A 25,727-nucleotide genomic window follows, 5' to 3' on the forward strand; every position below is an offset into this window, starting at 1 on the left:
GTCACGTGGACCGCAGGCCGTCCACGGCTGTTGTCGAGTACCTGGGCGACCTCAGCAGCTTCTTCATGCTCGGCTCGGTCTCGGCGCCCATCGATTGCTGACGCGTTCGGCGCCCCATCAGGGGGCTGGGTAGGCGACTGCTGAGGACCTCCACATGTATGCCGCCACGTCTCCGATTGGGCTCCGTTGCCGAAGTAGAGCACGGCACGGCATGGCACGGTGCGACACTCGCCGCAGACAGATACCTGCGTTGACCTGCATGAATAGGCGAGATTCGACACTTCGCGACACTGGCTGACATGGCGACGGAGGGGACTTGTAAACAGAAGGTCAGGGGTTCGAGCCCCCTTGGCGGCTCAAGATCAATGTAGTCCCTGAACTGCGAATATAGCGGTCGACACGAACGTGATCGCCTCGGTGACACCGCGGCCGCTTTCAGTAAGGGTAGTCAAGGCGCCTCGGGACGGCCTCGGTGCACGATTCGGGTGGTTCGAGGCCCTTCGTCGGCACGCGCTTGCGCTCAGCAGGGCCCCTTCGGCGATCGCGGTCCGGTCGAGCGCGATCAACGGCTCGAAGGACTCGAACCAAGTAACCGGAGGGTTCTGGTTCGAGTCCAAGCGGGGGAGCACAAGCCCAGACCACGCGGCCTGGGCGTTTGCTGCCTCTCACCTTGCCGCTGAAAAACCCCGTCCCCGACTTCAGGCCCGCACTGGCGTCACCAACCTCATGACCCGCAACAACCAGGTGTGCCCGGACCAGGGCCTCGAGCAGCCTGCCCGCGGTGTCCGGAGCGAGGTCGCCGAGCGCGGTGGCGCGGTGAGTGCCGAAGTCCCGGCCGGGGTGGCGGCCAGCTCGCGGAAGAGTCGCGCGGCATCGGCCGGGAGGTGTTTGTAGGACCAGAAGAGCATTTCTCGCACGGCCGCTTGGTCGTCCCCATCACCGTCGAGCAACCGTAACCGCCGCTGCCGGTCGCCGGGCTCCCGGACCAACTCTGCCAGCGTGTCCCGATGCAGCTGACGGCGAGTGCCCGCTCACCCGATCAGCGTGTGCAGCAGTGCGATCGCGACGTCCTTTCGCAGGGGCTTGAGGTTCAGCCGCTGAGCGCCGTGCACCGCGACCAGACCCGCGAGGCTGTCGCGGCTGGTTACCACGACGACGCAGGACGGCGTCCCTGGCAGCAGCAGGCGCACCTGCTTGACCGCCGACGCGTTGTCCAACAGGACCGGCAGCCGCCGGTCGGCGATCTCGGTCCGGTACCGGGCGCGGCACCGTCCGGCCACCGAACAGGCCGAGGAGACCGAGCATGGCGCGTCTGCCTGCCGCGGAGACCTCACCGGTGGTCGGCAACGGTCAGGACCCCAGTCCGGATTCCAGTCGCGGTTCAACCTGCGTCCAGTTCTCCAGACGACTGTGTGTTCTGCTCACATCCAACCCATCGGAGGTATTCCACATGAGGGTTCGACACCGGCGACTGGTGGCAACACTGGCGACAGCGCTGACAACGGCCGCTGTCGCCGCGCTCACGATGACCCCGACCGCGACCGCGGATACCTCGGCGCCCGCTGCCGTGGTATCCGCCGCCCAGGCACGCGCCGCGCTGTCCCACGCCAGCCTGATCAGGTCCGGCAACGACCCGATCGTCTTCACCAAGGCCAACGGTTTGGGCACCATGGACGTGATCACCTGCACCGCAGCCACGGACTACCCACACAACTCTGCCGGTACCCCGAGCGCTGTCACAGGAAAGTCGCGCAGCTCCTGCACCGCGCCGGTCGCCCAGATTCGCGCACAAGCCGAACTGTGGCGGTACCTGGAGGGCTACGGCTTCAGCCAGACCGGTATCGGCTCGCTCGCCGTCGACTTCAAGGTCGCGGGCCCCCTGACATCAACCGCCTATGATATCTGCCAGGGTCGTCTCGCGTACTGGAAGACCATTGGGCGGCACACCTTCTACGCGCCGCCAGGGTACTCGCCGCCCTCGCTCTCGTTCAAGACCGAGACGCCCCCGGTCGGCGTGAACTGCTGAACCAGTGACGCACAGGACCCGCGGTCGCGGATGAATTCCGCGGCGATTAGGTCGGCAGGATCAAGAACGTGGTGGCCACGTGGACCGACGTGCTGGAACGCGGGGCGGGATCCAGCGATCCCGTGGAGGGCCAGACGTGCCGCGTGAGTCCTGGATGAATTGACCAGGAACGACGTGCCGCAAGCTCGGTTCGGGGTCCGTGTAATCGTGTCCGACCCGAGTTTGGTCGGCTTCCCACGGGTGGAGGCAAGGATCGGCCTTCGAGGTGGGGCCCTCCCGCTGTTCGGGAGGGCCCCACCTCGACGGTGAAGGGCCTGGCCGCGACAGGCAGATCGTGCGGTCGGCCGAGGCGGTGGTGTGGTCAGCGCCGGAGCCCCTTGGCGGGTCGGTGGACGGCGGCCTCCAGCCTTGATGTGCCTCCTGCACGCGGTCGCGGAGTCCTTTGTGGAGGCATGGTGAGTTGTCAGGTGGACCCGGTTTGGCCAGCCTGCTCCAGTCCGCGGCCAGACGTACTGCGGCTCGTCGTTCGCCGCAGCGGCCGCCTCGGCGCCAGGCGGCGCAGCCGGTCCCGGTCGGTCTGCGTGCCCGTCGTCGCGGCGCGTGCGAGTTCGGTCGCGTCCAGCAAAATCGTGACCCCGGTCGTGAGCAGCCGGCCGAGCCGGTCCATGTCGAGCGTCGGGATCGCCTGTCCCCGCCGGGTGCGGGTGGTCGCGATGTATTCGCGCGGGTGCAGCCCATGCCCGCCTGCAGACACCTGCGGCGGACACAGGCGGCGCCGCCTCACGCGCTCTGGCCAGGCACTTTAGGGGACCGCGGCAGAGAAATCGGCGGTCTTCGTCAAGATCGGCTTGGCGGTTGATTATTCGTGTCAGTCGTTGACGGGTTGTCCCCGTTGTTGCCGTCCGCCGTCGATGTCGGTGGTGGTGTGGCCGTTTCGCAGGCGTTGGCCTTGTCAGGCGCGCCCTTGTCGTTTGGCGGCCGCGTGTGCGGCGTCAACGTCCCCGATACTCGAAGTAGCCCCATCAGGCAAACGATGAAAATCAGTCCGAGCGCGACACCAAGACCGCGAACAACGTCACCCCACTCGATAACCTCCAACCCCGCACATCAGGAACTGCGCTCGGATTTCGCCGTATCATCCAGCCGTGACAACAGACCACGGAGCGCCCGCTCATCGCTTTTGAGCTCCGCAAGATCGGCTTTGAACTCCTCGAGCGGCTCGCCGCGCCGATCCCGCTCCTCCAGCTTGATCGAGATCTCCAACCCATAGCGGGAATTCGCCAACTCTCGCAGGTACTCAGAGATCGCGCGGCGCACAGCCGTAGCCTCGGCTGGAGTCAGCGTGACGGACGCGTCCATACAAAAGTGGACGGCGAGAGCGGTCTTGCCTACCCCGGCTGTGCCGCACACAGCGATGACGGCCGTCGCGACAGGGTCGCGCTCGGCGAGCGACCCGTCGAGGGCGGCCAGTTCCGTGGTACGACCGGCAAAACCGGGTGCGTTCGCGGGAAGCTGAGCCGGCGCGGGGCCAGCGCGGCGGGGTCTGCGGCTGATCGGCTGCTCCCTGAGCAACGCCGCGTGCACGGCGGCCAGTTCAGCTCCCGGCCCGACCGCCAGTTCGTCCCGAAGCGCCCGCCGGGCGTTCTCGTACACGGCGAACGCGTCAGCCCGTCGACCAACAGCCGCGTACGCCCCAACGAGACGAGCCTGCACCGCCTCGTCCAACGGGTGATCGGCCGCACTCTCGACGAGCAGCGGCAGCAGGTCCACCGCCCTGCCCGTCCCGATCATGACTTCGGCGTACGCCAACAGCGCGTTCCGCCGCTCGCCGAGCAGCGCGACGACCTTGGCGTGGACGGCGAGCTCAGGGTAGTCGGCGAACGGCCGCCCCTGCCAAAGTCCGAGCGCCTCGCCAAGAAGTCCGGCGGCTTCCTCCTCCGCACTTGTCGCCCTGGCAGCCGACACCAGGGCGCGAAACCGCTCTACGTCGACCTGGCAGTCCGGAATCCGCAACGCGTAACCGTCACCGACGGTGGGGATGTCGGTGCTGCGCGCGTAGCGGTCCCGCCCAGGTTCGAACAGCCGCCGCAGGTGCTTGATGTGGGTCTGGATAACGTTGGCCGCGCTCGGCGGTGGCCGCTCGTTCCACAGCGCGTCGACCATGTCCGCCCGCGGCACCGCCCGGCCACCGAACAGGACGAGCAGACCGAGCACCGCGCGCCGGCCTGCCGGACCGAGGTCGAGTTCCTGGCCGTCACGCCACGCCCGGACCGGACCGAGAACTTGGATGCGCAACCACCACCTCCATTCAAGGGGTCTGTGGACAGCGTGGGCGCCCGGTTTCGTCCGTTCACACGGCGTTTTGCGAATCGGCTGTTCAGCGACCACCGCCATTCAGCCGGCGGCCCGGCTATCGGCCGGTGTGGCACGCGTCTCGTGTGCCGAGTATGTGTGTCGGCTGGTGCCTGGGGTTGGCTGATCTGGATACGTCGCTGGGATCGGCGGCACGGCGGAACCAGGTAAGACGCGGCCCGGTCGCAGAAGTGTGGCAGGAGGCCCTGGGCCGATCTGTTGTACGTGGCCAGTTCGCATACGACGACCTGGTCTACGGCTTCAGCCCAACGAGCACCTGATCGACCGCCGCGGGGTGCGGGATGACGACTGCTTTCTTTCGTTCACAAGCGACCGCGAGCGTTGATTGGCAGCGACCACACGGTCTCCCGGAGGAAGTGAGTGGGTGAGTCGGAGTCGAAAGACGGTGTGTCCATACGGTTCGGTTGACCGTGGGGGCGTCGGCGCGATCAGTCCGCTTGTCCGGCGCCTCGCCCGTTCTCGGTCGTGCCCGGTGTCCGGACCGAGTCCGGCGCCGGGGTGGGATTGTCGAGTTGTCGTTGTACCCGATCTGCGTCGATGTCGCGGCCTTGCTCGTGGTAGAGCTCGAGGGCTTCCCGCCAGGCGCTGCGAGCATGGTGGTGTTGACCCAGGGCGGCGTGCGGGTGGCCGAGGTTGTCGAGGGTGTCGGCGGCTTCGGTGGTGTTACCGACGGCGCGGTACAGGGTGAGGGCTTGCTGGTAGTGGTCGATGGCTCGTTGGTGGTGTCCGGTGTGATGGTCGATAAAGCCGAGGCTGTCCAGGATGTCCGCCTTGTAGTCGGGGTCGTTGTGGTGGCGTTGCAGGGTGAGGGCGGCCTGGCAGTGTTCGCGAGCGATGTCGTAGTGACCCAGGTGTGCGGCGCACCAGCCGACCATGTTCAGTGCGGTGGCTTCCCACGCTGGCGAATCGAGGGTGCGGAAGAATTCGAGGGCGCGCCGCGCGTGTTCCAGTGCCTTGCGGTGGTCGCCCTGCTGTTCCCACGCCCACGCGAGGGCATGGTGGGTATGGGCTTGTTGGATGGGGTCGCGATGGTGTTCGGCCAGGATGCGGGCTTGGTGCAAGTGGGCGACGGCGCGCTCGTGTTGCCACAGCTCGGCGTGGGCGTGGCCGAGGAGGCGGTGGGCCAGGATGCGGGTGGTGGGGTCGGGCAGATGCTCAGCGGCGTCGGCGGCGGCCTGCCACACGGCCAGGTCGTCATGGTGGTGCCCCCTGCGGCGGTGGAAGGTGCCCAGCGTCCAGGCGATCTGCCACACGGCGTGGTGGCGGTGCTGGGCGGCGGCGGTGTGTTGTGCCGCGAGCAGATGAGGGTGGTGGGTGTCCAGCCAGGCCAACGCGTCCTGGACGCCGGACAGCGGATGAGGGCGGGTGCCGGGGGCAGACGGGTTGAGCCGGATCGAGGGGCGTTGGGGGTTGAGGAGACGTTCACCGGTGTAGGCGGTGTGCAGGTAGCAATCGACCACGCGCTCCGGTGCCGCCTGCCGCACGGGCTCTGGGAGGTGGTCGCGGGCAGTGGTGGCGGCATAGGCGCGGATTAGGTCGTGCATGGCGAAGCGTCCGTGCGGATGCCGATCGAGCAGCGAGTGGTCCTCCAGGACGCGCAGGGCTTTGCGCGTCTGTGCCTCGGGCAGGCCGGTGAGGGACGTGGCGGCGGGCAGGTCGATGTCCGGACCGGGGGCGATCCCGAGCAGCGCGAACACCGTGCGTTGCTGTTCGGTGAGGTGGTGCAGGGACCAGGACAGCACCGCGGGCAGGCTGGCGGTGGGATCGGTGTGGTGGTCCAGCATTTCCGGGCCCAGCTCGCGCAGCTCGGCGGCGAACTCCGCCAGCGGGATCGCGGGCCGGGTGGCGGCGTGCCGGGCGATGATCGCCAGTGCCAGCGGGTGGCGTCCGCATAGTTCGATCAGCTCGTTGGTCACCTCGGGTTCGGTATCGACGCGCTGGTCGCCCAGGCGGGTGGCCAGCAGGGCACGGGCCTCGGCCCGGGTGAGGACGTCCAGGGGCAGATGACGGGCGCTGTATCGGTCGATCAGGGAAGCCAGCCTGGCGCGGCTGGTGACCAGCACGGTGCAGGTCGGACTGTCCGGCAGCAGCGGCACGACCTGCTCGGCGGTGGCGGCGTTGTCCAGCACGACCAGAATCCGCCGCCCGGCCACCAAGCCACGGTACTGCGCAGCCAGTGCGTCCAGGTCCGGCGGCAGGGCGCCCTGATTCACCCCGAGGACGGTGAGGAACCTGCGCATCGCGTCGGCCGGTTCGGTCGGCCGCCCGGCGGGGCTGAAGCCGTGCAGGTCGACGAACAGTTGCCCGTCGGGAAACCGGTGCAGGTTGCGGTGCGCCCAGGCCAACGCCAGCCACGTCTTGCCGATCCCGCCCGCCCCGCCGATCGCCGAGATCACCACCGTCCCTGCCGCCGTGGAGTTCCCGGGCACCGCGCCCGGCTGGAGGCCGCGGACCTCGCCGTCCGGGACGGCGAGTGACGGCGCGACGGTGGTCAGGGCGCGGTCCAGCTCGGTCAGCTCGGGGACACGGCCGGTGAACACCCCGGGCGCGGCGGGCAGTTGACGGGGCACCACCGGTGGCCTGGCCGCCCCTGCGCCGAGGTCGGCCAAGCCGGGGTCGGCGGTGAGGATTCGCTGGTGGAGTTGTCGCAGGTCCGGGCCGGGGTTAGTGCCCAGCTCGTCGGCCAGCCGGGTACGCACCTGCTGGTAGTGGTCCAAGGCGTCGGCCTGGCGGCCCGCGCGGTAGAGGGCGAGCATGAACTGGGCGGCCACATGTTCATCCAGCGGGTGCGCGGTGGCGCGGGCGGTCAGTTCGGGCAGCAGCGCGGCGTGCCTCCCGGCCCGCAGCGCGAGGTCGAGGCGGTCGGTGTCGGCGGCGAACCGCTCCCTCTCCAACCCTTGGCGCACCGTGGTGATCCACGGCGTGTCCAGACCAGCCAACGCCTCGCCCCGCCACAGTCCGCAGGCCTGTTCCAGCAGGTTCAGCGCGCGGGCCTGGTCGGTTTCGGCGCGAGCTTGGGCGACCAAGCGGCGGAACCGGTGCAGGTCCACGTACTCGGGGTCGACCAGCAGAACATAACCCCCGCCGCGTCGCTGGATCACCATCTCGCCCGCGCCGCCGGCGGCCAGCAGGTGGCGCAGGAGGGAGAGGTAGTTGCTGACCAACTGCCGGGCCCGCCGAGGCGGGTGCTCACCCCAGATCCGGTCCACCATCTGATCGGTGGCGACCACCTGATTGGCCTCGGCCGCCAGCACCGCCAGCACACACCGCTGCCGGGCGTGCCCGAGATCCACCCGAGTCCCGTCGGCCCGGAGCTCAATCTGGCCCAACACCTGAAGCTCTACCGTCATCGCACAGCCCTTCCCCTTCCCGGCGTCGCCGGGTGCTGTGGAAATCCGTCTGCCCGCCGCTGGCGGCGGAATCGTCGGCGCACCGTAGTTCGACCGGCTGCTCAACTCCTGATAAGTCGATGTGCTGCCTGTGCGCAATTCCGCAGGCCGGCCGCGAACTCGACCACGGGTCATGACCGTTTCCAAGAACGTTCCCTGCGCACCATTGCGACACTCCCGCCTGTGCGACCGTCACAGACCTTTCCAGAGCCCCCTTCCGGCGTCCACCATGCTGTGCACGATTACCCAGATGTTCTATGCCGCGGTCCGATCCGCCCACATGTCGGCGACGATCGGTGGTACCGCTCTACCGACAGCCGGCGCACAGAACACCGGGTAATCGGGTACTCCTCCGGTAAGGATGATTGGCACGGTTCGATATCACTTCAACTAGCTCGTGAGTTCGCCGCGTCGTCTCGAATGGGCGATGAGTATGCCGTGTTCAAGCGGCCGAGCGTAACCCGTGTGTCGGTGCAGGTGGGTGTATGTGAGAGGAGCGTGGGTGGGCGGAACAGGTACGGAGGGTCCGGGAGGTGTACCGGGTTTCCTGCTCGGCGCCTGGTCGAGGTCGTCAATGACCTATCGCTCCGCAGGACCGTGACTTTCACGGTGTTCTGCGCGTCGACTGGCGGTTTGGTGATCATCGCAGCCTTGCCGGGTGGCTGTTCTGGAACCCAAGAACGACGGTCGGACGTCGCCGAGAATGCCTTTTGCCTTCCAGTCAAGACTTTGAGTGCTACGGCGACGAGCCGTTCAAGATTGTTTGACGCATCAGTGTCGGACAGTAAATTCGCCACGTGAAAGAGGTGACAACGCAGAGCCCATGATCACTCGTTTCGACTGGGTCTAGACTGACTGCGATTGTTGACAGTCTTTTCCAGCCCGGCCAACGGCTCCCCCCCCCCCGCCACAGCGCCGCGGCCTGCTCCAGCAGTTCCAGCGCACGGCCGGGTTGGTCTCGGCGCGGGCCCGGGTGACCAGGCCCCGGAACCGGTGCAGGTCCACCCGGTCGGGATCGACCAACACGACATAGCCCTCGCCGCGCCGCTCGGTCCCCACCTCGTCCCTGACGTCGGCATCCGCGGGCAGGTACAGGTAGTTGCTGACCAATTGCCGGGCCCGCCGGGGCGGGTGCTCGCCCCAGATCCGGTCGATCACCTGGTCGGTGGCCACCGGCTGGTCGGCCTCGACCAGCAGTACCGCCAGCACATACCGCTGCCGGGCGTGCCTCCAGTCCACTCGCCTTCCGTCGGCCCAGCCCTCGACCTGGCCCAGCACCCGCAGCTCCCGCCATCGCGCGTGCCGTGGAGGAGTCCTGCCTATGCCCGCCGACCGGTGTCCGGCACCACTGAACAGGCGATTCGCAGAATGTCGTGCAGGCCCAAGGCACCGGGCGCCCAGACTTCTCCGTGCGGCGGGGCAGATCGCACCCGTCCGCGGACCCGATGGAAGGAGTTCGGAGATGTCCGGAACGAGGACCAGGCGGCCCGCCGCCCTGCTGCTGGCGGTGGCCGCGGCGCTGACCACGCTGGTCGCGGGTGGGGCGCAGGCGGGTGCCGCGCCCGCGACCGGCGGGACCACGACCTTCACCCTGCACTTCCCGAGCGCGGGCGGGGCGTCCGCAGCCGCGACGATCGTGTGCCAGGCCAACACCACCGCCACGATCATCTACGGGCTCGACGACAGCGTCTACGGGACCGGGACGTCGAAGTGCCCGGTGGCGATGACCAACCTCGTCGCGCAGACGACCCTGTACCAGTGGTCGCCCGACCTGGGCCGGTGGGAGCCGGTGTCGTACGGCAAGTACGACAGCGGACCGGGGGAGAAGAAGGAGTCGACGACGGGCGAGTACCTCTGCTCCGCGCCGCGCACCTACATCGCGTCCACCTACCACTTCGCCCGACTCGGCAACGCCACCGCCACGGCCGTCACGGCCAGCCAGCAGCGGGTCTGCTAGCCGGTCACGGCCGCCGCGAGGTCCGCTTGGTCGCTGTCCCCTGCTTCGGCCGGCCGGCCGAGGTGGTCTGGCGCAAGCGGACCTGGCGGTGCGCGGAGTCGGGCTGTGCGGCCGGGTCGTTCACCGGGCAGCAGGAGAGCATCGCTGCGCCGCGGGCGCTGCTGACGACCCGAGCGTGCTGGTGGGTGATTGGGCAGCTGCGTCGCGAGCACACCTCGGTCCAAGGGCTCGCACCCAAGTCGGGACCGCCTGGCGGACCGTGTGGCGCTCGATCAAGCCGCTACTGGACTGGCCGGCCGGCCCCGAGTCCCGGTTTGCGGGTGCGACCAACCTTAGGATGGACGAGCACGTGTGGCACCACGTCTCGACCAAACCGATCGATCAGGGCGGTCGCGGGCCGAAGGAACTGACCGAATAGTGGATCTGACCGCGACCAGCAGGGACGCGTCCAGGCACGGCTGCTCGATAGCGTTCGGTCAGGCGCGGATAGGGGCCAGGCCGACCCAGTGGGCCACACGCGCAGAGACTCCCGCGTGAGTCTCGACGGGGACGCCGCTGTCGAAGACATGTCTACGACGCAGAAGCCCTGTTCGGGAGGCTGAATCTGTGTCGAGCTGGAGATATCGCCCTGACCACCGCGAGCTCGTCCAATGTGAAATCCCGGCTGGTCGGGTCAGTGAGCCAGCGAGCGAAATCGCGGAACTTATGTCAACGATGAAGCTGTCGCAGGTGCTGCCGTGTCGCACTCGACGGCGGTGCCGCACCTGTCGGAACGACAGCCAAGCGGCCGTCACTGGTGGCCAGCCGACCGGCGAGCAGCCGGTCCAAGGCCTGCTCCAGGCGGAGCTGGAACGACATTTCAGGCAACCCCGGTGTCGGCCACGGCGCCGGGCTGTCTCGTGCGATCTGCTGACACTGGCCGCACGACGCGGGACGGCGCTGCCGACGCTCTCGAGTTCCTCAGGTCAGACCGGAAGCGTTGAGCAGGTTGGTAACCGCTTCCAGCAACGGAGTGCCAACAGTGCCTACGGCCGTTGCGACGCGCGTGAGTCGTTCAGCTGCCGCGCGGATCCTGCCAGGGTTCTGGCTGTCGGCGCCGGCGGCCTGCTCAAGGTCCGTATGGGCTTCGACCAGCTCTTGCCGCTGTTCGTCCGAGAGCAGGCCGGAAAGTTCGGAGACACGGTCCGACACACCACGAAGCTCGTCGCTGCTGACGGGATTGATGGTGAAGTCTCGGGTGTGCGCCTGGGCGTGAGGGCCGAACGCGCTTCCGTAGGCCCCACCATGGACGTTGTAGGTGTCCCCGGTGCTCATGGTGATGTGTCCTCCATGCTCGACGTGGATATACAGGCTCGGCGCGACCGGCACTACGTAGTCGTAGCCAATCGCCTTCTCGATAACGAGGTCCAGCGACCGAAGGAGCCCTAGGCTCTCGCGGCGCAATTCCCTGCGCAGGTCGTCAATCACGTCCGGCGGAGCGAGCGACTCGATTTGCTGCGCTATGTCCAGCAGAGGGATCTGATCAACACCAGCTCTGTGCTCGCGGTTGAGGATCTTCAGCCGCTCCGCAAGGTAGTCCCGCAGGCGCTGACGGTCCAGCGCCACGTCGCCCCGTCGCCACGCCCGGATCGCCGCGCGCAGCGACTCGCGCTCGGTGTGCAGTCGCCAAAGGTTTCCTCGGACCTGGCGCGCCCGGTTGCCGTCACAATGTGGCAAGAACGTGATCGTCCAAGACGGCATCCGATGCCCCGCGAATAGCACCGGCCGACACTGGAAATGGACGCCGTCCCGCCGCACGGCGCTTGGCGGGAGCCCCTTGTCGGTGTGCCATTCGGTGAGAATCATCGGCGTACCCGCTTCGACCAAGTCGTACCGCACCTCGCTGCCGTGCCGAGTGGTGATCTCGGCGAATCGCCGCGCCAACTGGCGGCCAACAGACCCGAGCGGCACCAGGCCGTCACCACGCCACGGCAGCCCAACCGGGACAGACAGGTAATCGAGGTCCTTGCGCCACACGAACCCCCAGGTCAATGTAGGGCCACCGTGAGGTGAATGCGACATCGACTCGTGTCGACAGCCGATCGCTGTACAGCCGCCGGTAACACGGGATCATCGTGATCGCTTCCCCCTCCCCCCGCTCGCGGTAAAACGAGCGAGCAAGGGGTCGGAGATGAGGCGCAGGGAATCGTAGCAGTCTAGTCGCATCGCAAAACGCGCGTTCCCCTGACCAGTCGCGGATCGCGCCACTCGGACGATCTCGCACCACGCCAGCACCGCGCACGAACTCGGCACCCGCGATGGGATCCGGCCAACTCGGCCTGTGTAGACGCCCCGGTAGGTTCCTCGGCGAGTACACGGAGGTCAGCGATCGGGAACTGGACGACGCCGAACTCACGATAGACCCGTGAGAATTGTCTGGCGCGGGACACCGGTCGCAGGCTAGCACCGCCACCGATCGGCGGTAGCGCATTTGGGTACACGGCTCCCCTGGACTAGCCAGATGGGAGCCGTCCGCAGCCATCGCCTGAATCGAGATCAGGGACTAATGCGACACATTAGCCACACTGCGGCTGTCTCTGGGCGTCCGCAACGCCGATGAGACCGGCACCATCATGACACACCGAGACACCGACGCGACGTGTCTGACTGTGCCAACGTGAGTTCGCCCTCCACTTGCACTTGTTCTCCCGCGGCCTTCGCCGGCTCGACCGAGCGCCGCGGACTGAGCATTGGAAACGGCGCGGTTTCAGCGCCTTCGTCGCAGCCGCACTTGGCCCTGCCGCGCGATGGTATGTCCGATTCAGAACCATCGGGGGTACCGGATACTTTACGGCGCACTACGGTCGAGTGTTGATCGATCAGACACTGCTGAAGTCCCTCCCATGCTGGACTCCCCTTTTACCGCAGGAGGCCGAAAAATCATGTGGATCCGACGTATGTCCATGATCGCCGCCGCCGTCGTTGCCGGGTCGCTCTTCGCCGGGCCCGCGGCGGTGGCCGAGCCGTCTTCCGGGCCGCCGGTCGAAACCTTCATCATCGGCGGCAAGGTCGTCACCACTCCTTACTCGTTCTTCGCGTCGCTGCAACGCAATGGCCGTCATTTCTGTGGAGCGTCGCTGATCGCACCGCAATGGCTCGTCACGGCGAGGCACTGCGTCCAGGGTTCCACCGGTGGCGGTTTCTCCGCTCGGATCGGTGCGGTCAACACCGGTTCCGGCGGCGAGGTCATCACCGCGGCGAGCGCGACCCTCGGCGCGAACGACATCGCTGTGGTGAAGCTGTCGAGAGCGGCCACTGCCACACCGATCAAGATCGCGGCCGCCAGTCCCGCCGTCGGCACCGTCAACAAGCTGATCGGTCACGGGCAGACCTGCGGTTCGCCCGGTTGCGGTGGTGCGTCGCCACAGCTTCGCGAGGTGGACACCACTACCGTCGCGGATTCGAGGTGTACCGCCAGTTTCAAGCCAGGCAAGGAAATCTGCTTCCAGGGTGCACCCGGGACCAGCGCCTGCTACGGCGACTCCGGTGGACCGTCCATTTTGGGCGGTGAGCTGACCGGCGCCACCAGCCGATCCGGTAACAACAGCAGCAACTGCCTCAACGGTCCCGGGATCTACAACAGCGTTCCCGGCTATCGGGCCTGGATCAACCAGGTCACCGGTGGTGCGGTGACCGCGTGGGAAGCGACGCTATAGCTCCCTGAGGGCGCTTGCCTGAGCGCCCGGCCGGCGGTCGCTCGCCGAGGACCGTCGGCCGGGTGCGCTCAACCGTGGTGGGTGGCCCGGGTCTCCGCTTCACACCATCCCCGGTCGAGGAGGCGGAATCCCGCGTCGATGGCCGCCGCCGGATCGGCCTCACGGACCGCCACCCACTGAATCCGCAAAGCGAACCGGACGTAGAAGCGGATTTCTTCGCTCGGTTCTTCCCGCCCGAAGTCTCCGGTGATCACCGAGACCAAGGCGTCCTCGGGGCGCAGCCACGAGTGCTGATCTCGATGGTGCTCTACCTCGTGATGATCTTTACCGCGGGCGACAACCCATCGGCCTCCTCTGCGCCGGCGCGGCCATCGTGAAGCCGAAAGCCGCCTGAACACCCCTCCGGCAAGTAGTCCTCTACTTGCGGCCGGACTTGACATGCAGCCATATGGCTGCCTAACCTGCGAAGGCAGCCGTGAGGCTGCATATCCAGGAAGGCGACATGGACGAGGTCTTCAAGGCGCTGGCCGACCCCAGTCGCCGCCGGTTGCTGGACGACCTGAACGCCCGGAACGGGCAGACCCTGCGTGAGCTGTGCACGGGGCTGGAGATGGCGCGGCAGTCGGTCAGCAAGCATCTGGCCGTGCTGGAGGCGGCCAACCTCGTGACCACAGTGTGGCGTGGCCGCGAGAAGTTGCATTACGTGAACGCGGAGCCGATCAACGCGATCGCCGAGCGCTGGATCGACCGGTACCACCAGGGCCGGGTCGACGCGCTCGCCGATCTGAAGCAGGCATTGGAGCAGGAACCCATGAGCACCCACGAATTCGTCTACACCAGCTACATCAAGACGACGCCCGAGCGGCTGTGGCGGGCGCTGACCGATCCGGTCTTCACGAAGCAGTACTGGGGCTGTGAGTTCACTTCGGACTGGAAGCCCGGCTCGACGATGGCCTGGGAGCAGCTCGGCGTGAAGCTGGAGGACTCCGAGCAGGTCGTGCTGGAGTCCGATCCGTACCGGCGGCTGTCCTACACGTGGCACACCTTCACCCCGGAATTCGCCAAGTCCGTGGGGCTCGACGACGACGTGACGGCGAAACTCCGGGCCGAGTCGCGGTCGAAGGTGACGTTCGACCTCGAGCCGGTCGGTGACACGGTGAAGCTGACCGTGGTGCACGACGGTTTCGACGAGGGCAGCACGGCGCTGGAGCTGGTCCAGGGTGGCTGGCCGTCGATCCTGTCGAGCCTCAAGACCCTGCTCGAGACCGGCGAACCGCTGCCCGAACCCGCGTAAGTGGGTCGACGCCGCCGGTCTCATCCGGCAGTATCCGCGGCGTGCCCCTGGAGATCGCTTGCGACGAGTCCGGGTCCGAGGGCGAGAAGCTGATCGGCGGGCAGACCGACGTGTTCGCGCACGCCGGGGTCCGGTTGGGCATCGAGGACGCCGCGGCCTGTCTGGTCGAGTTGCGGCGCAGGATCCGTTCGCCGGCGGTCGAGTACAAGGCCAACCACCTGCTCCGCACGAAGCACCGGCGGGTCCTCGAATGGTTCCTCGGCCCGTCGGGTCCGGTCCGCGGTCGCGCGCATGTGTATCTCGTGGACAAGAAACTGCTGCTGGCGAACGAACTCCGCGCGCTCGTCGGCCCGGGCGTCACACCGGGCGACGAACTCCTGGCCGCGTTCAACGACGTGCTGCGGACCAGGAACCGGCGGGAACCGGCGGCGGGATCGTTCTTCGCCTTGGTCGGCGACACGGCACAGCTGCGGGCGAAGGTGGCCGGGTTGCGTGCGGCCAAGGTCCTCGATCCGCTGGTCCCCGCGATCCTCCGCGCCGTCGCACGCTGGAGCGAGGACGGCGAGCAAGTCTTCCTCGTCCACGACGAACAGCCGTCGCTCAAGGGGGAACGGCTCGCCGAAATCGAGGCGAGTCCTGGCCTCGCCGGGCTGAAGTTCGTGGATTCGCGGACCGATCCGCGGGTACAGGTCGCCGATTTCCTGGTCGGTGTCGCCCGGCGGATCGCCGAGGACGAAGTGAACGGGAACGGTGACGCGGTATTGACCACGTTGCTCGCGCCGTATGTCGACTCGGCGTCCCTCCGGGACTGATTCACTCCTTGGTACGCCGAATCGCTCAGGTGGCCGTTGCCCCGAGTACCGGGCGGCTGGAAATGTCGAGCTGTATTCGACACCCCGTCCTGGAGGCACTCGCAGATGCAGGCTTTCACCTTGCCCGAGTTCTACGTGCCGCATCCGGCGCGGATAAACCCGCACTTGGCAGCGGCGCGGACGCACAGTATGGCCTGGGCCAGGCAAAGGGGCATGCTCGATTCGCCGACGCCGTCCGGCGACGTCGTCTGGACCGAGCAGGCGCTGGCGAAAATGGATTACGCGCTGCTCTGCGCGCACACTCATCCGGACTGTGACGGGCCGTCCCTCGATCTGGTCACGGACTGGTACGTCTGGGTGTTCTTCTTCGACGACGATTTCCTCTCGCAATTCAAATACACCCGGGACACCGAAGGCGCCAAGGCCTATTTGGACCGGCTGGAACTGTTCATGACCGGGCCGGGGGAAACGCCGCCGGAACCGGAGAATCCCGCCGAAGCCGGGCTCAAGGACCTTTGGGCGCGCACCATCCCGTCGATGACGGAGGCCTGGCGGCGGCGGTTCGTCACCAGTACGCACAACCTGATGGTCGAATCGCTCTGGGAACTGGACAACATCGACCGCGGCCGTATCGCGAACCCCATCGAGTACGTCCAGATGCGCCGCCGCGTCGGCGGGGCGCCGTGGTCGGCCAACCTGATCGAGTACGCGGTCGGCGCCGAAGTGCCGGACAAGGTCGCGGCGACCAGGCCGCTGGAGGTCCTGCGCGACACCTTCGCCGACGCCGTCCACCTGCGCAACGACCTCTTCTCCTACCAGCGCGAAGTCCGCGAGGAAGGCGAGAACTCCAACGCGGTCCTCGTCTTCGAGAAGTTCCTCGGCTGCTCGACACAGGAGGCCGCCGGACTCACCAACGACCTGCTGACCTCGCGGTTGCAGCAGTTCGAGAACACCGCGCTCGTCGAGGTGCCCGCGTTGCTGGCCGAACACGACGTCCCGCTGCCGGAACAGATCGGGATCGGCCGGTACGTCAAGGGCTTGCAGGACTGGCAGTCCGGCGGCCACGAATGGCACGCGAAATCGAGCCGGTACATGAACGAGGGCCCCGTCTCCGGCGCGAACGGCGCCGGTGGCGTGCTGGGCGGTCCGACGGGACTCGGCACGGCGTCGTTGCGGCTCTCGCCGAAGCGGCTGGGCCTCGTCCAGCGGACGCGGCAGCAGGCGCCCGCGCCGTTCGCCCCGGTGGGACACCTGCCGCTGCCCGAATTCCGCATGCCGTACCCGGTCCGCACCAGCCCGCATCTCGCCGCCGCGCGTGAGTACGCCCCGACCTGGGCGCGGGCGATGGGCATGTTCGACGCGGTGCCGGGCCTCGAACAGGGCGGGGTCTGGGACGAGCGCCGGATGCGCGGTATCGACCTGCCGCACTGCGCCGCGATGATCCACCCCGACTCGGACCTCGACCAGCTCAAGCTGTCGTCGGACTGGCTCGCGTGGGGTACCTACGGCGACGACTACTTCCCGCTGGTCTTCGGGATGAGGAGGGACCCTGTCGCGGCGAAACTGTGCAGTGACCGCCTTTCCCTCTTCATGCCGCTCGACGGCGAGACGGCGCCCGCGCCCGCCGATCCGGTCGAGCGAGGGCTCGCGGATCTGTGGAACCGCACCGCCGGGCCGCTGAGCCCGCATGCCCGCGCGGAGTTCCGGAGTGCGGTCGAGAGCATGACCGCGAGCTGGGTCTGGGAGGTGGCGAACCAGGCGCAGAACCGTGTCCCCGACCCGGTCGACTACGTGGAGATGCGGCGGCGGACGTTCGGATCGGACCTCACGAAGAGCCTCGCGCGGCTCGAACTCGGCGACGTCGTCCCGCCGGAGATCCACCAGAACCGCGTCGTGTTCGAACTCGACACCGCGGCACAGGACTACGCGGCGTTCGCCAACGATCTGTTCTCCTATCAGAAGGAGATCGAATACGAAGGCGAAGTGCACAACCTCGTCTACGTGGTCGAACGGTTCATGGACGTGGACCGGCTCCAGGCCAGGGACATCACCGCCCGCCTGATGAACGCGCGGATGGAACAGTTCGAACAGCTCGTGGACGAGGACCTGCCGCGGATGTGCGACGACCTCGTCCTCGACGGCGAGGTCCGCTCCGTGCTGATCGGGTACGCGGACAACATGAAGAACTGGATGTCCGGAATCCTGGAATGGCACCGGAAATGCGCGCGGTACAGGCCGCACGAGCTGGAACGCGCCCGCACTCCCGAGCCGTCGGCGTTCTCGCTCGCACCGAGTGGGATCGGCATGTCGGCCTGGCGGATCGGGAGCGGGGCGCGGTGAACTCCTAGAACGCGGTCAGGACGATCCGCGCGGTGCGCGGGTCGCCGTCGTGCACCAGCGACTCGAAGTGCCCGACGTCGTCGAAGGCGAAACCGTACGCCTTCCCGTCGACCATCTGCTCGTGGACGATCCGCGAGTAGTGGTCGGTGACGGACTGCTGGTAGAACTGGCCCGCGTCGTAGGTCGGTTGCGTGTGCAGGGAACCGAGGGTCGAGCGGTGCAGCGCCGCGCACAGCGTCCGCGCGATCGGGCCGACGACCTGGTCGTTCGGCGCCTGCAACCGGCCGTCGCAGTTGAAGACGTCACGGGTGCTCGGCTTGCCGAACGACGCCACCGTCGCGCCCGAGGTGTTCGTGAACCGCAGGACGTCGTCCCCGCCGGTGCGGCCGGTGAACTTCTTGCCGGGTTCGGCCTCGAACGGGACCACCGTCAGCGGCGTCGACTTGTAGGTGTTCCAGGCGTTCGTGACGTAACCGTCGAGATAGCTCCCGCTGAACTTGCCGGAGTCGAGACCCTTGCCCGGCGCGAGGACCCGCAGCCGGGCAAGGGCCAGGTTCGAGAACCCGGACTGGCCCTGGATGGCGTTGAAGATGTTCTCGCGGCCGCCCGGCTTGAGGCGTCCGGTTTCCTTGCTCACGCCGGCGCCGTTGGTCAGCCCGACCGCGTGCGGGACGCTGAACATGTCGACCTGCGAGCTGTTGATGAACAGCCCGCCGTTGTCGTAGGTGAATTCGCTCCAGTCGAACAGGATGTCGCGGTTCGGGTCGCCACCGGCCCACGGCGCCGGCTGCACCAGCCCGTCCGGGGCCAGGAAGAACTTGATCTTCTGCCCGAACGACATGTAGACGCGGCCCGAGAGCATCCGCGGGATCTTGATCGTCGTCGAGCCGCCGTTGCCGGGGCCCGCGATCGCGACGTCCGGCGCGGGGCTCGGCGGGTTCGCGCCGGGTGGCCACGGGGTGAAGACGCCGCCGGCGTTGACGTAGCCGAGCCTGCCGGTGTCGAGGTTCGTGCCGAGCACGTAAAGGTGGACCGCGTCCGAGCGGTTCGAAGTGTTGGTGACGGTCAGCGGCAGCGGATCGGGTCCCGCGGCGACCGCGGTGGGCGCCGAAAGCGCCGAAACCCCGGTGACCAGGGGGAGGGCGACCGCCAACGCGGTCAAGACGCGCCGGATCTTCTGACGGATGCGCACAGTTCACTCCTCGGCTGAATCCCGCCGCGCGAACGCTGGACGCGGCGGTGCTTGCGGATGTCGGCCGGGGGCGCGTTCCCGGCCTTCGGGGTGACCTTGGCGAGGGGTCTCAGCACGGGAAGTTACGTCCCGAGTACCACCATGTCCAGACCACCAGTGGGAACCTGTCCGGTTTCGCGCCGAGGCGGACAATTCATCGCAGACCTTCGTCGATTGAGGTGGCCGAATTCCTCGACTATCGTGGTCCGCGTTCCGTCCTGGACCCCGGCGGCCGGGTTTTCTCATCCGTGGGGAGCGGGACAATGGGCGGCGGCAAGTTTCCGGTGCGAAGAACCGGCGACGGGGAAACCTGGATTTCCCCCGCCGGCTGGGACGGCCTCGCCAGGTCCGCGGCGGACGGCGAGCCGCGCGGTATGGACGACCTCATGGCCGCCCTCGCGCCGTGGGCGCGGCAATACGCCGAAACCCGGCTCAGCGGCCGCGATCTGACCTATCTCGAACCGGCCGACGTCGCACAGGAAATCTGTCTCGCCGTCTTCGTCGCGGTTCCCGGTTACGGGCTGCGCGGCGGTTCCTTCCTGTTCCTCCTGCGAGCCATCGCGGCGAACAAGGTCGCCGACGTCTTCCGGAAGGCGGCGCGGAGCAAGCAGGTACTGACCGGTGAACTCCCGGAGCTGCCGGGTGTCGCCGCGGAGGAACCGGAGGAGCGCGCCCTGCGGGACGACCTCGGGGTCCGGCTCGGCAGGCTGATGCGGATGCTGCCGGTCTCCCACCGGGAAGTGCTGGGAATGCGGGTGATCGGCCAGCTGACGTCGAACGAGACCGCGGCGGCGCTCGGCACGACCTCGTCACGGGTGCGGGTGACCAAACACCGGGCGATCAGCAGGCTGCGTGCCTGCGCTCAGCGCCAGGACGCCTTGAGCTGAATACGGATCAACAGCCGGAAAAGCGGATTCCCCCGCTTGGCCCGGGTTTCGAGAATGCGAACGCACATGGCCCCTCCAGAGCTCGCCGTCGGCGCCGTCGCCGAGGGCCTGGGCCACGAACGCTTGTTTCCAACCCTAGGCGCGGACGGTGAAGCCCGAACCGGCTGAACGGACGATTGGTGTTCTCCCGGGGCGGAAGCGGTGCGGAACGATACCGATTCGGCGCTTGTTCGCCCCCGATTGATACCTAGACTGGATAGGTGTTCTCCTTGGAGCAGCTGGTGAGTTTCGTCGCGGTGGCCGAGGAGCTGCACTACGGCCGTGCGGCGGAGCGGCTTTCGATGACCCAGCCGCCGCTGAGCAGGCGGATCCAGTTGCTGGAGCGCGAACTGGGCGTCGAGCTTTTCGACCGTACGCACCGCACCGTCCGGTTGACACCCGCCGGACGGGTTTTTCTCGCCGAGGCAAGGAAAATACTGCGCTCGTCGCAAGAGGCGACGTTGTATGTCCGCCGGGCGAAGAAGGGTGAGGTCGGGGTCGTCACCCTCGGTTTCACCGCCACCGCGGCGTATTCGTACCTCGAACGCGTGCTCGCCGCGGCGAACGCCGAATTGCCGGGAGTCGATCTGGTGCTGCGGGAAATGGTGACCTCGGCCCAGGTGGAGGAATTGCTGACAGGCGGGATCGACCTCGGCATGATCCGGCCGCCGGTCACCGGCGGCGACATCGTGACCCTGCCGTTGTGGCGGGAACCGTTGCTGGCGGCCTTGTCGTCGGCGCATCCTTTGGCGCGGCGCAAGAAAAATCCCGATATCCGCGATTTCGACGGCGAACCGTTCATCATGTATTCGCCGTCGGAGTGCCGGTATTTCCACGACGTGCTCGTGGCGGTGTTCCGCGCGGCGCGGGTGCTGCCGGAGTACACGCAGTACCCCAGTCAGGTGCATACGGTGCTCGCGCTGGTCAAAGCGGACCTCGGTGTCGCCTTGGTGCCCGCCGCGGCGGCCGCGCTGCGGTTCGAAGGCGTCGTGCTCCGTCCGGTGGACGGCATCGAGGGCCGTCCGGTGGAACTCGAACTGATGTGGCGGCGGGGCAACAACAATCCGTCGCTCGGCGCGTTGCTCACCGTCATCGGCGGTCTGGTGCGGCGATCCCGTCAGTCCACTGTGGACTGAGCGACTGCTCGGTGGTCCTTGTCGCGAAAGCCACTTTCGCGGCGTCTGATGTCCCGAAAGTGGCTTTCGCGACACTCAGGGCGGCGCTACTGCCGGGTCGGGCCCGCCGGAGCTGTCCCGAAGGCCACCTTCAAGACGACCGGGCACCGTCCCGCTCGCCCCAGCCACTCACGACGTGGACGGCTCTGGCCAAGCGTCGCCCCACTCGGCGTCGCGGGCCGCGCGGTAGGCCTGGCCGTGCCGTTTGGTGACGATCGTTTCGGTGAGGCCCGAGTCGGCGCAGAGCGACAGGCTGACCATGCCCTTGCGTTTGACCGGATGCCGCAGGATCCGGCTCTCGGCGCGCTCCGTAGCCGCGCGTGAGGCGACGACGTAGGAGAACTTCTCGTCCTCGAACCCGAGCGTCCCGGACTTGAGCTGGCGATGCAGGACGGCGCGCGGGAGGCGGGCGGAGAAATGGCACCAGTCCTTGCCGCGCGGGATGGGGCAGGCGCCTTCGTGCGGGCAGGGCGCGACCAGGGAGAGGCCGAGTCCGACGAGCTGATCCCTGGCCTCGACGATCCGTTCGTAGCCCCCTGGGGTGCCGGGTTCGATCAGCACGAGCATCCCGGCCTTCGCCGAAAGCCAGTGGACGGTGTCGGCCCGGCGGGCTTCGGGCAGTTCGCCGAGGACGTAGGAAAGGGTCACCAGGTCGGCCTCCGGCGCGGGCGCGGCCGGGTCGATCAGGCCGCGGCGCCAGGTCGAGCCGCGGACGGCCTTGCCACCGGCGTTCCCCGCGAGCCGCCGTCCCAGCGCGATCGCGCCCGGGACCTGCTCCACGACGGTGCTCTCCTCCAGTGACGACCAGACGTCGGCCGCCGCCCAGATCGCGGCACCGGTGCCGCCCCCGACGTCGATCTGCGTGCGCGGAGCGAACCCGGGAGCGCGGAGGGCGGCTTCGGCGAGGACAGCGTGTACGGCGGCGTAGGTGGCCGGCATCCGGTAGCCCGCGTACGCCGCGATGTCGATCTCGGAGGAGAGGATGGGCGCGCTCGCGGGGTTGTTCTCGCGGTAGCGCGTGGAGAGCCGCTCGACGGACTGCGTCAGCCTGGCTTGCGGGTACTTGCCCAGCTCTGCGTCGAGGGCTGAGCGGAGGTCTGAGGGGAGAGCGGCCACGACGGCAGATTCTCCCATGTGCGGTTGACCTGCGGTTTCGAGGCTGCTCGAATACTCGCGGAAAAAAGTTTCGGGGACGTGTCGAAACCGGGAACGCCCGATCGACGCGGAGATGTGGCAGGGACGAGCCCCGCCGGGAACGGAGACGCGAGATGCGGTTCATGGTGATTGTCAAGAGCGACGAGAAGACCGACGTGGCCGGCGCCCAGCCGAGTGCCGAGGAGTTGCAGGAGATGGGGAAGTTCAACGAGGAGCTGGTGAAGGCCGGCGTCATGCTCGCGGGTGAAGGGCTGCTCCCCAGCGCCGAGGGTTTCCGTATCCAGTACTCCGGCACCACCGAGGCCAGGGTCGTCGACGGGCCCTTCGCCGAGAGCAAGGAACTCATCGCGGGTTTCTGGATCCTCCAAGTCAAGGACCGGGCCGAGGTCGTCGAATGGATGAAGCGTGCTCCGTTCCGTGAGGGCGAGATCGAGATCCGGCGGATCGCCGAGATGGAGGACTTCGACAACGCCACCCCCGAGATCGTCGAGCACGAGCAGAAGCTGCGGGAGCGGGCCGGGGCGAACTAGGCCTCGTACCGGGTCGTACTCGGGCGCGTCCACCCGTGCCGTCAGGGACCGCCTGGGCGCGAAGACCGCGAACAGACTTGCCGGACACGGCCCAGGGTTGCGGTCGTCGCGCCGACGATGTTGATTGGTCGGCGTGACGGCAACAGCAGACCCCCGGTCGGCGATCGACGCGGTGTGGCGGATCGAATCGGCCCGCCTCATCGCCGGTCTCGCGCGGATGACGCGCGACGTCGGCCTCGCCGAGGAACTGGCGCAGGACGCGCTGGTCGCCGCGCTCGAACAGTGGCCCGAGTCGGGCGTCCCGAGGAATCCGGGCGCCTGGCTCATGACCACGGCGAAACGCCGCGCCGTCGACACCTTCCGGCGCAACGAGCGGTACGAGCGGAAACTCGGCGAGATCGGCCGCGAGCAGGAGTTCGAGGAGGAACCCGACTTCACCTCGGGCCTCGACGACCACATCGAGGACGATCTGCTGAGGCTGGTGTTCACCGCCTGCCACCCGGTGCTCTCGACCGAGGCCAGGGTGGCGCTGACGCTGAAGATGATCGGCGGGCTCCAGACGCACGAGATCGCGCGGGCGTTCCTCGCGAAGGAGACCGCCATCGCGCAGCGGATCGTCCGGGCGAAGAAGACGCTCGGCGACGCCAAGGTGCCGTTCGAGGTGCCCGAGGGCGAGGATCGGGTCGCACGGCTTTCGTCGGTGCTCGAAGTGATCTACCTGATCTTCAACGAGGGCTATTCGGCGACGGCGGGCGAGGACTGGATGCGGCCGGCGTTGTGCGAGGAGGCGCTGCGGCTCGGCCGGATCCTCGCCGGGCTCATGCCGAAGGAATCCGAAGTGCACGGGCTCGTCTCGCTGATGGAGATCCAGGCTTCGCGGTCCGCCGCGCGGGTCGGGCCGAACGGTGAGCCCGTTCTGCTGCTGGACCAGGACCGGGCCAAATGGAACCGGCTGCTGATCGGCCGCGGCCTCGCCGCGCTGGACCTCGCCGAGTCACTCGCGGGCGGCGCTTTCGGCGTCTACGCGGCCCAGGCCGCCATCGCCGCCTGTCACGCGCGGGCGCGGACGGGTGAGGAGACCGACTGGGGACGCATCGCGGTCCTGTACGAAGGGCTCGGGAAGCTGAACCCGTCGCCGGTGATCGAGCTGAACCGTGCGGTGGCGCTGTCGATGGCCGTCGGGCCGGAGGCGGGACTCGAGGTCGTCGACAAGCTGACGTCGGAGCCCGCGCTGAAGTCGTATCACCTGCTGCCGAGCGTGCGTGGCGACTTCCTGGCGAAGCTCGGCCGTCTCGACGAGGCCCGTGCGGAGTTCAAGCGCGCGGCGGAGATGACCGGGAACGACCGGGAACGCACTCTGCTGCTGAACCGGGCGGCCGACTGCGCCCCCTGACATCGCGTCACGCGGGGGCGGGCCGCAGGGCGGTCATGGCGCGGTGCTGGGCCAGCCGGACGGCCTGGACGGAGCAACCGAGCGCCAGCGCGGTGTCGTCGGCGGAAAGCCCGACGAGCGACCGCAGCACCATGATCTCGCGCTGCTGCCCCGGCAGCCCCGAAAGCGGGTTCGGCAGTTCGGCGGCGGTCCGGTGGAAGTCGTCGACGTGTCCGCGCGTGACGTCGTACGCGAACGCCAGGAGCGCGGGCACGTCACCGGCGCCGGCGACGATCGCGAGGCAACAGTTCTTCGCGACCGCGTCGGCGGCGTCGTAGGTGCCGGAACGTCGTCCGATCCGCGCCCGGCAGTAGCGCACCACCAGGACACGGACGGCGTCCCGGAGTTTCGAGGCTGTCTCCATCCGCATCGGCTCCCTCTCCCACCTTTCAGATGAGCACGGCGGAGGGGGAGGGAGGTACGGTCTTTTTGCCCACACCGGGCGGGTTCAGGCCTCGATGAAGACGATCCGCTCGGGTTCGGCCGTCAGGTTCACGGTCTGTCGCTTCACGCTCACCAAGGTCTCGAACTCCGTGGCGTGCCCGTCCGGGACGGTGAACAGCCGGTCGTCACGGGAATCGAGGAAGTCGGAGAACCCGGTCAAGGAGACCCCGCCGCTTTCGTCGAGCGCGAGGTAGTCGACGAGCCGCCGGAACAGTTTCGGCAGGATCACCAGCTCGTCGGCCAGCTGCCGCCGGGACGAGAGTTTGAACCCGGAGTTCGTGACGTCGTCCGGCCACAGCCCGAGCCCGGCTTGACGCGCCTTGCCCGCGGCTTCGGCCAAGGCGTCACGGAGATCGGGGTAGAGCAGTGAATAGAACGTCGGGTAGGCGAATCCGTCCGCGACCTGCCGGTGGTTCGCCGAGTTCTTCAGCGTTTTGACGTCGAGATGGACCTTGGAAAGATCCGCCGACCTTCCCGGCCGTTGTCCGGGAAAGGCGAACGCCACCGCTCGTCCGTATTTGTCCGCGAATCGCGTCAGTATGTGACCCGGCACCTTGATCGGGGTCGAGGAAATGACCCTTCCCCGTTCGTCGCGTTCGATGGTTTCGAAGCCGAGGGCCTTCAGCAGGTTCGCCGCGGCGGCGTCGGCGAATTCCGCGGGCTGGTGCCACATCCCGCCGGTTCCCCTGGCCTGGTAATGCGTTTCGAGCGCGTCTATCGCGTCGAGCCGCAACTGCATCCCGCCCCGGGAATTGAGCCGGACCTTCAGTCCCGCCTTCTTGGTCGCCTGGGGGTCTTCGGGATAGAAGCGCACCGAATCGCCGTCCGGTGTGGCTCCGACAAGCTGGAACGTACCTTTGATCAGCGTCATGGGCATGAGAACAACGGTAGTTCTCATTCGGATGAACGAACCATCCGTTCATCCATCCAGAGCAGTCGCCGGTGAAG

At 67.8% G+C, this 25,727-nt stretch carries 22 protein-coding genes; 10 read left to right on the forward strand and 12 right to left on the reverse strand.

Features of this window, described 5'->3' with window-relative positions:
- Positions 1-698 precede the first annotated feature (698 nt).
- Both BS329_RS42450 and BS329_RS09780 read right to left on the reverse strand, forming a co-directional pair.
- Positions 699-989 carry a hypothetical protein gene (locus BS329_RS42450; protein WP_143252960.1) on the reverse strand — a complete coding sequence of 97 codons (291 nt, stop codon included), beginning with the start codon at positions 987-989 and terminating at the stop codon, positions 699-701.
- Between the two features lie 42 nt (positions 990-1,031).
- A complete protein-coding gene (locus tag BS329_RS09780) occupies positions 1,032-1,334 on the reverse strand; it encodes a hypothetical protein (protein WP_143252961.1) in 303 nt (100 codons plus the stop codon).
- A gap of 140 nt (positions 1,335-1,474) precedes the next feature.
- On the opposite strand from BS329_RS09780, the gene BS329_RS09785 reads away from it, so the two are divergent.
- Positions 1,475-2,026, forward strand: coding sequence for a hypothetical protein (locus BS329_RS09785; RefSeq protein ID WP_143252962.1), 552 nt, complete (start codon positions 1,475-1,477; stop codon positions 2,024-2,026).
- Positions 2,027-2,489: 463 nt separating this feature from the next.
- Here BS329_RS09785 and BS329_RS09790 read toward each other — a convergent pair whose 3' ends face one another.
- The 4 genes from BS329_RS09790 to BS329_RS09805 all read right to left on the reverse strand — a co-directional run bounded on the left by BS329_RS09790 (position 2,490) and on the right by BS329_RS09805 (position 9,066).
- On the reverse strand, positions 2,490-2,780 hold the full coding sequence (locus tag BS329_RS09790) for a hypothetical protein (protein ID WP_076158381.1): 291 nt from the start codon (positions 2,778-2,780) through the stop codon (positions 2,490-2,492).
- 353 nt (positions 2,781-3,133) lie between these two features.
- The gene (locus BS329_RS09795) at positions 3,134-4,420 is read right to left on the reverse strand and encodes a BTAD domain-containing putative transcriptional regulator (protein WP_084749547.1); all 1,287 of its coding nucleotides are present in this window, start codon (positions 4,418-4,420) and stop codon (positions 3,134-3,136) included.
- 407 nt (positions 4,421-4,827) lie between these two features.
- Positions 4,828-7,749 carry an AfsR/SARP family transcriptional regulator gene (locus BS329_RS09800; protein WP_084749549.1) on the reverse strand — a complete coding sequence of 974 codons (2,922 nt, stop codon included), beginning with the start codon at positions 7,747-7,749 and terminating at the stop codon, positions 4,828-4,830.
- Between the two features lie 885 nt (positions 7,750-8,634).
- Positions 8,635-9,066, reverse strand: a complete 432-nt coding sequence (locus tag BS329_RS09805) for an AfsR/SARP family transcriptional regulator (protein WP_076158387.1) — start codon at positions 9,064-9,066, stop codon at positions 8,635-8,637.
- Positions 9,067-9,250: 184 nt separating this feature from the next.
- On the opposite strand from BS329_RS09805, the gene BS329_RS09810 reads away from it, so the two are divergent.
- On the forward strand, positions 9,251-9,745 hold the full coding sequence (locus BS329_RS09810) for a hypothetical protein (protein ID WP_076158390.1): 495 nt from the start codon (positions 9,251-9,253) through the stop codon (positions 9,743-9,745).
- 960 nt (positions 9,746-10,705) lie between these two features.
- On the opposite strand, the gene BS329_RS09815 is transcribed toward BS329_RS09810, so the two are convergent.
- Complete coding sequence (locus BS329_RS09815) at positions 10,706-11,776, reverse strand: hypothetical protein (protein WP_076158393.1); 1,071 nt, start codon at positions 11,774-11,776, stop codon at positions 10,706-10,708.
- Positions 11,777-12,666: 890 nt separating this feature from the next.
- On the opposite strand from BS329_RS09815, the gene BS329_RS09820 reads away from it, so the two are divergent.
- Positions 12,667-13,440, forward strand: coding sequence for a S1 family peptidase (locus BS329_RS09820; protein WP_076158396.1), 774 nt, complete (start codon positions 12,667-12,669; stop codon positions 13,438-13,440).
- 68 nt (positions 13,441-13,508) lie between these two features.
- On the opposite strand, the gene BS329_RS09825 is transcribed toward BS329_RS09820, so the two are convergent.
- A complete protein-coding gene (locus BS329_RS09825) occupies positions 13,509-13,694 on the reverse strand; it encodes a hypothetical protein (protein ID WP_208619194.1) in 186 nt (61 codons plus the stop codon).
- A 248-nt stretch (positions 13,695-13,942) separates the two neighbouring features.
- Here BS329_RS09825 and BS329_RS09830 point away from each other — a divergent pair, with 248 nt between their 5' ends.
- The 3 genes from BS329_RS09830 to BS329_RS09840 all read left to right on the forward strand — a co-directional run bounded on the left by BS329_RS09830 (position 13,943) and on the right by BS329_RS09840 (position 17,886).
- A complete protein-coding gene (locus tag BS329_RS09830; protein ID WP_076158402.1) occupies positions 13,943-14,734 on the forward strand; it encodes an ArsR/SmtB family transcription factor in 792 nt (263 codons plus the stop codon).
- 41 nt (positions 14,735-14,775) lie between these two features.
- The gene (locus BS329_RS09835; RefSeq protein WP_244197095.1) at positions 14,776-15,546 is read left to right on the forward strand and encodes a DUF3800 domain-containing protein; all 771 of its coding nucleotides are present in this window, start codon (positions 14,776-14,778) and stop codon (positions 15,544-15,546) included.
- Between the two features lie 105 nt (positions 15,547-15,651).
- Positions 15,652-17,886: a terpene synthase family protein gene (locus BS329_RS09840; RefSeq protein WP_076158408.1), complete on the forward strand. Its 2,235-nt coding sequence runs from the start codon at positions 15,652-15,654 to the stop codon at positions 17,884-17,886.
- 4 nt (positions 17,887-17,890) lie between these two features.
- On the opposite strand, the gene BS329_RS09845 is transcribed toward BS329_RS09840, so the two are convergent.
- Positions 17,891-19,078, reverse strand: a complete 1,188-nt coding sequence (locus tag BS329_RS09845) for a beta-1,3-glucanase family protein (RefSeq protein ID WP_076158411.1) — start codon at positions 19,076-19,078, stop codon at positions 17,891-17,893.
- Positions 19,079-19,380: 302 nt separating this feature from the next.
- On the opposite strand from BS329_RS09845, the gene BS329_RS09850 reads away from it, so the two are divergent.
- On the forward strand, positions 19,381-20,004 hold the full coding sequence (locus BS329_RS09850) for a sigma-70 family RNA polymerase sigma factor (protein WP_076160091.1): 624 nt from the start codon (positions 19,381-19,383) through the stop codon (positions 20,002-20,004).
- A gap of 260 nt (positions 20,005-20,264) precedes the next feature.
- Positions 20,265-21,179, forward strand: coding sequence for a LysR family transcriptional regulator (locus BS329_RS09855; RefSeq protein WP_076158414.1), 915 nt, complete (start codon positions 20,265-20,267; stop codon positions 21,177-21,179).
- Positions 21,180-21,347: 168 nt separating this feature from the next.
- Here BS329_RS09855 and BS329_RS09860 read toward each other — a convergent pair whose 3' ends face one another.
- On the reverse strand, positions 21,348-22,352 hold the full coding sequence (locus BS329_RS09860) for a small ribosomal subunit Rsm22 family protein (protein WP_076158416.1): 1,005 nt from the start codon (positions 22,350-22,352) through the stop codon (positions 21,348-21,350).
- A 134-nt stretch (positions 22,353-22,486) separates the two neighbouring features.
- On the opposite strand from BS329_RS09860, the gene BS329_RS09865 reads away from it, so the two are divergent.
- Positions 22,487-22,903: a YciI family protein gene (locus BS329_RS09865; protein WP_076158419.1), complete on the forward strand. Its 417-nt coding sequence runs from the start codon at positions 22,487-22,489 to the stop codon at positions 22,901-22,903.
- Between the two features lie 124 nt (positions 22,904-23,027).
- Complete coding sequence (locus tag BS329_RS09870) at positions 23,028-24,296, forward strand: RNA polymerase sigma factor (protein WP_076158422.1); 1,269 nt, start codon at positions 23,028-23,030, stop codon at positions 24,294-24,296.
- A gap of 7 nt (positions 24,297-24,303) precedes the next feature.
- Here BS329_RS09870 and BS329_RS09875 read toward each other — a convergent pair whose 3' ends face one another.
- A complete protein-coding gene (locus tag BS329_RS09875; RefSeq protein WP_076160092.1) occupies positions 24,304-24,699 on the reverse strand; it encodes a sigma factor-like helix-turn-helix DNA-binding protein in 396 nt (131 codons plus the stop codon).
- An 84-nt stretch (positions 24,700-24,783) separates the two neighbouring features.
- Entirely contained in the window at positions 24,784-25,656 is an 873-nt protein-coding gene (locus BS329_RS09880; protein ID WP_076158424.1) for a nuclease, read from the reverse strand.
- Positions 25,657-25,727 lie beyond the last annotated feature (71 nt).

The organism is Amycolatopsis coloradensis (assembly GCF_001953865.1).
Taxonomy (GTDB): Bacteria; Actinomycetota; Actinomycetes; order Mycobacteriales; family Pseudonocardiaceae; genus Amycolatopsis; species Amycolatopsis coloradensis.

Bases quoted from the DNA above. Each gene is read 5' to 3' on its own strand.
- BS329_RS09795 (WP_084749547.1), bottom strand. From the start codon at position 4,420: ATGGCGGTGGTCGCTGAACAGCCGATTCGCAAAACGCCGTGTGAACGG.
- BS329_RS09840 (WP_076158408.1), top strand. From the start codon at position 15,652: ATGCAGGCTTTCACCTTGCCCGAGTTCTACGTGCCGCATCCGGCGCGG.
- BS329_RS09810 (WP_076158390.1), top strand. From the start codon at position 9,251: ATGTCCGGAACGAGGACCAGGCGGCCCGCCGCCCTGCTGCTGGCGGTG.
- BS329_RS09820 (WP_076158396.1), top strand. From the start codon at position 12,667: ATGTGGATCCGACGTATGTCCATGATCGCCGCCGCCGTCGTTGCCGGG.
- BS329_RS09800 (WP_084749549.1), bottom strand. From the start codon at position 7,749: ATGACGGTAGAGCTTCAGGTGTTGGGCCAGATTGAGCTCCGGGCCGAC.
- BS329_RS09865 (WP_076158419.1), top strand. From the start codon at position 22,487: ATGCGGTTCATGGTGATTGTCAAGAGCGACGAGAAGACCGACGTGGCC.
- BS329_RS09860 (WP_076158416.1), bottom strand. From the start codon at position 22,352: ATGGGAGAATCTGCCGTCGTGGCCGCTCTCCCCTCAGACCTCCGCTCA.
- BS329_RS09850 (WP_076160091.1), top strand. From the start codon at position 19,381: ATGGGCGGCGGCAAGTTTCCGGTGCGAAGAACCGGCGACGGGGAAACC.
- BS329_RS09830 (WP_076158402.1), top strand. From the start codon at position 13,943: ATGGACGAGGTCTTCAAGGCGCTGGCCGACCCCAGTCGCCGCCGGTTG.
- BS329_RS09875 (WP_076160092.1), bottom strand. From the start codon at position 24,699: ATGGAGACAGCCTCGAAACTCCGGGACGCCGTCCGTGTCCTGGTGGTG.
- BS329_RS09880 (WP_076158424.1), bottom strand. From the start codon at position 25,656: ATGCCCATGACGCTGATCAAAGGTACGTTCCAGCTTGTCGGAGCCACA.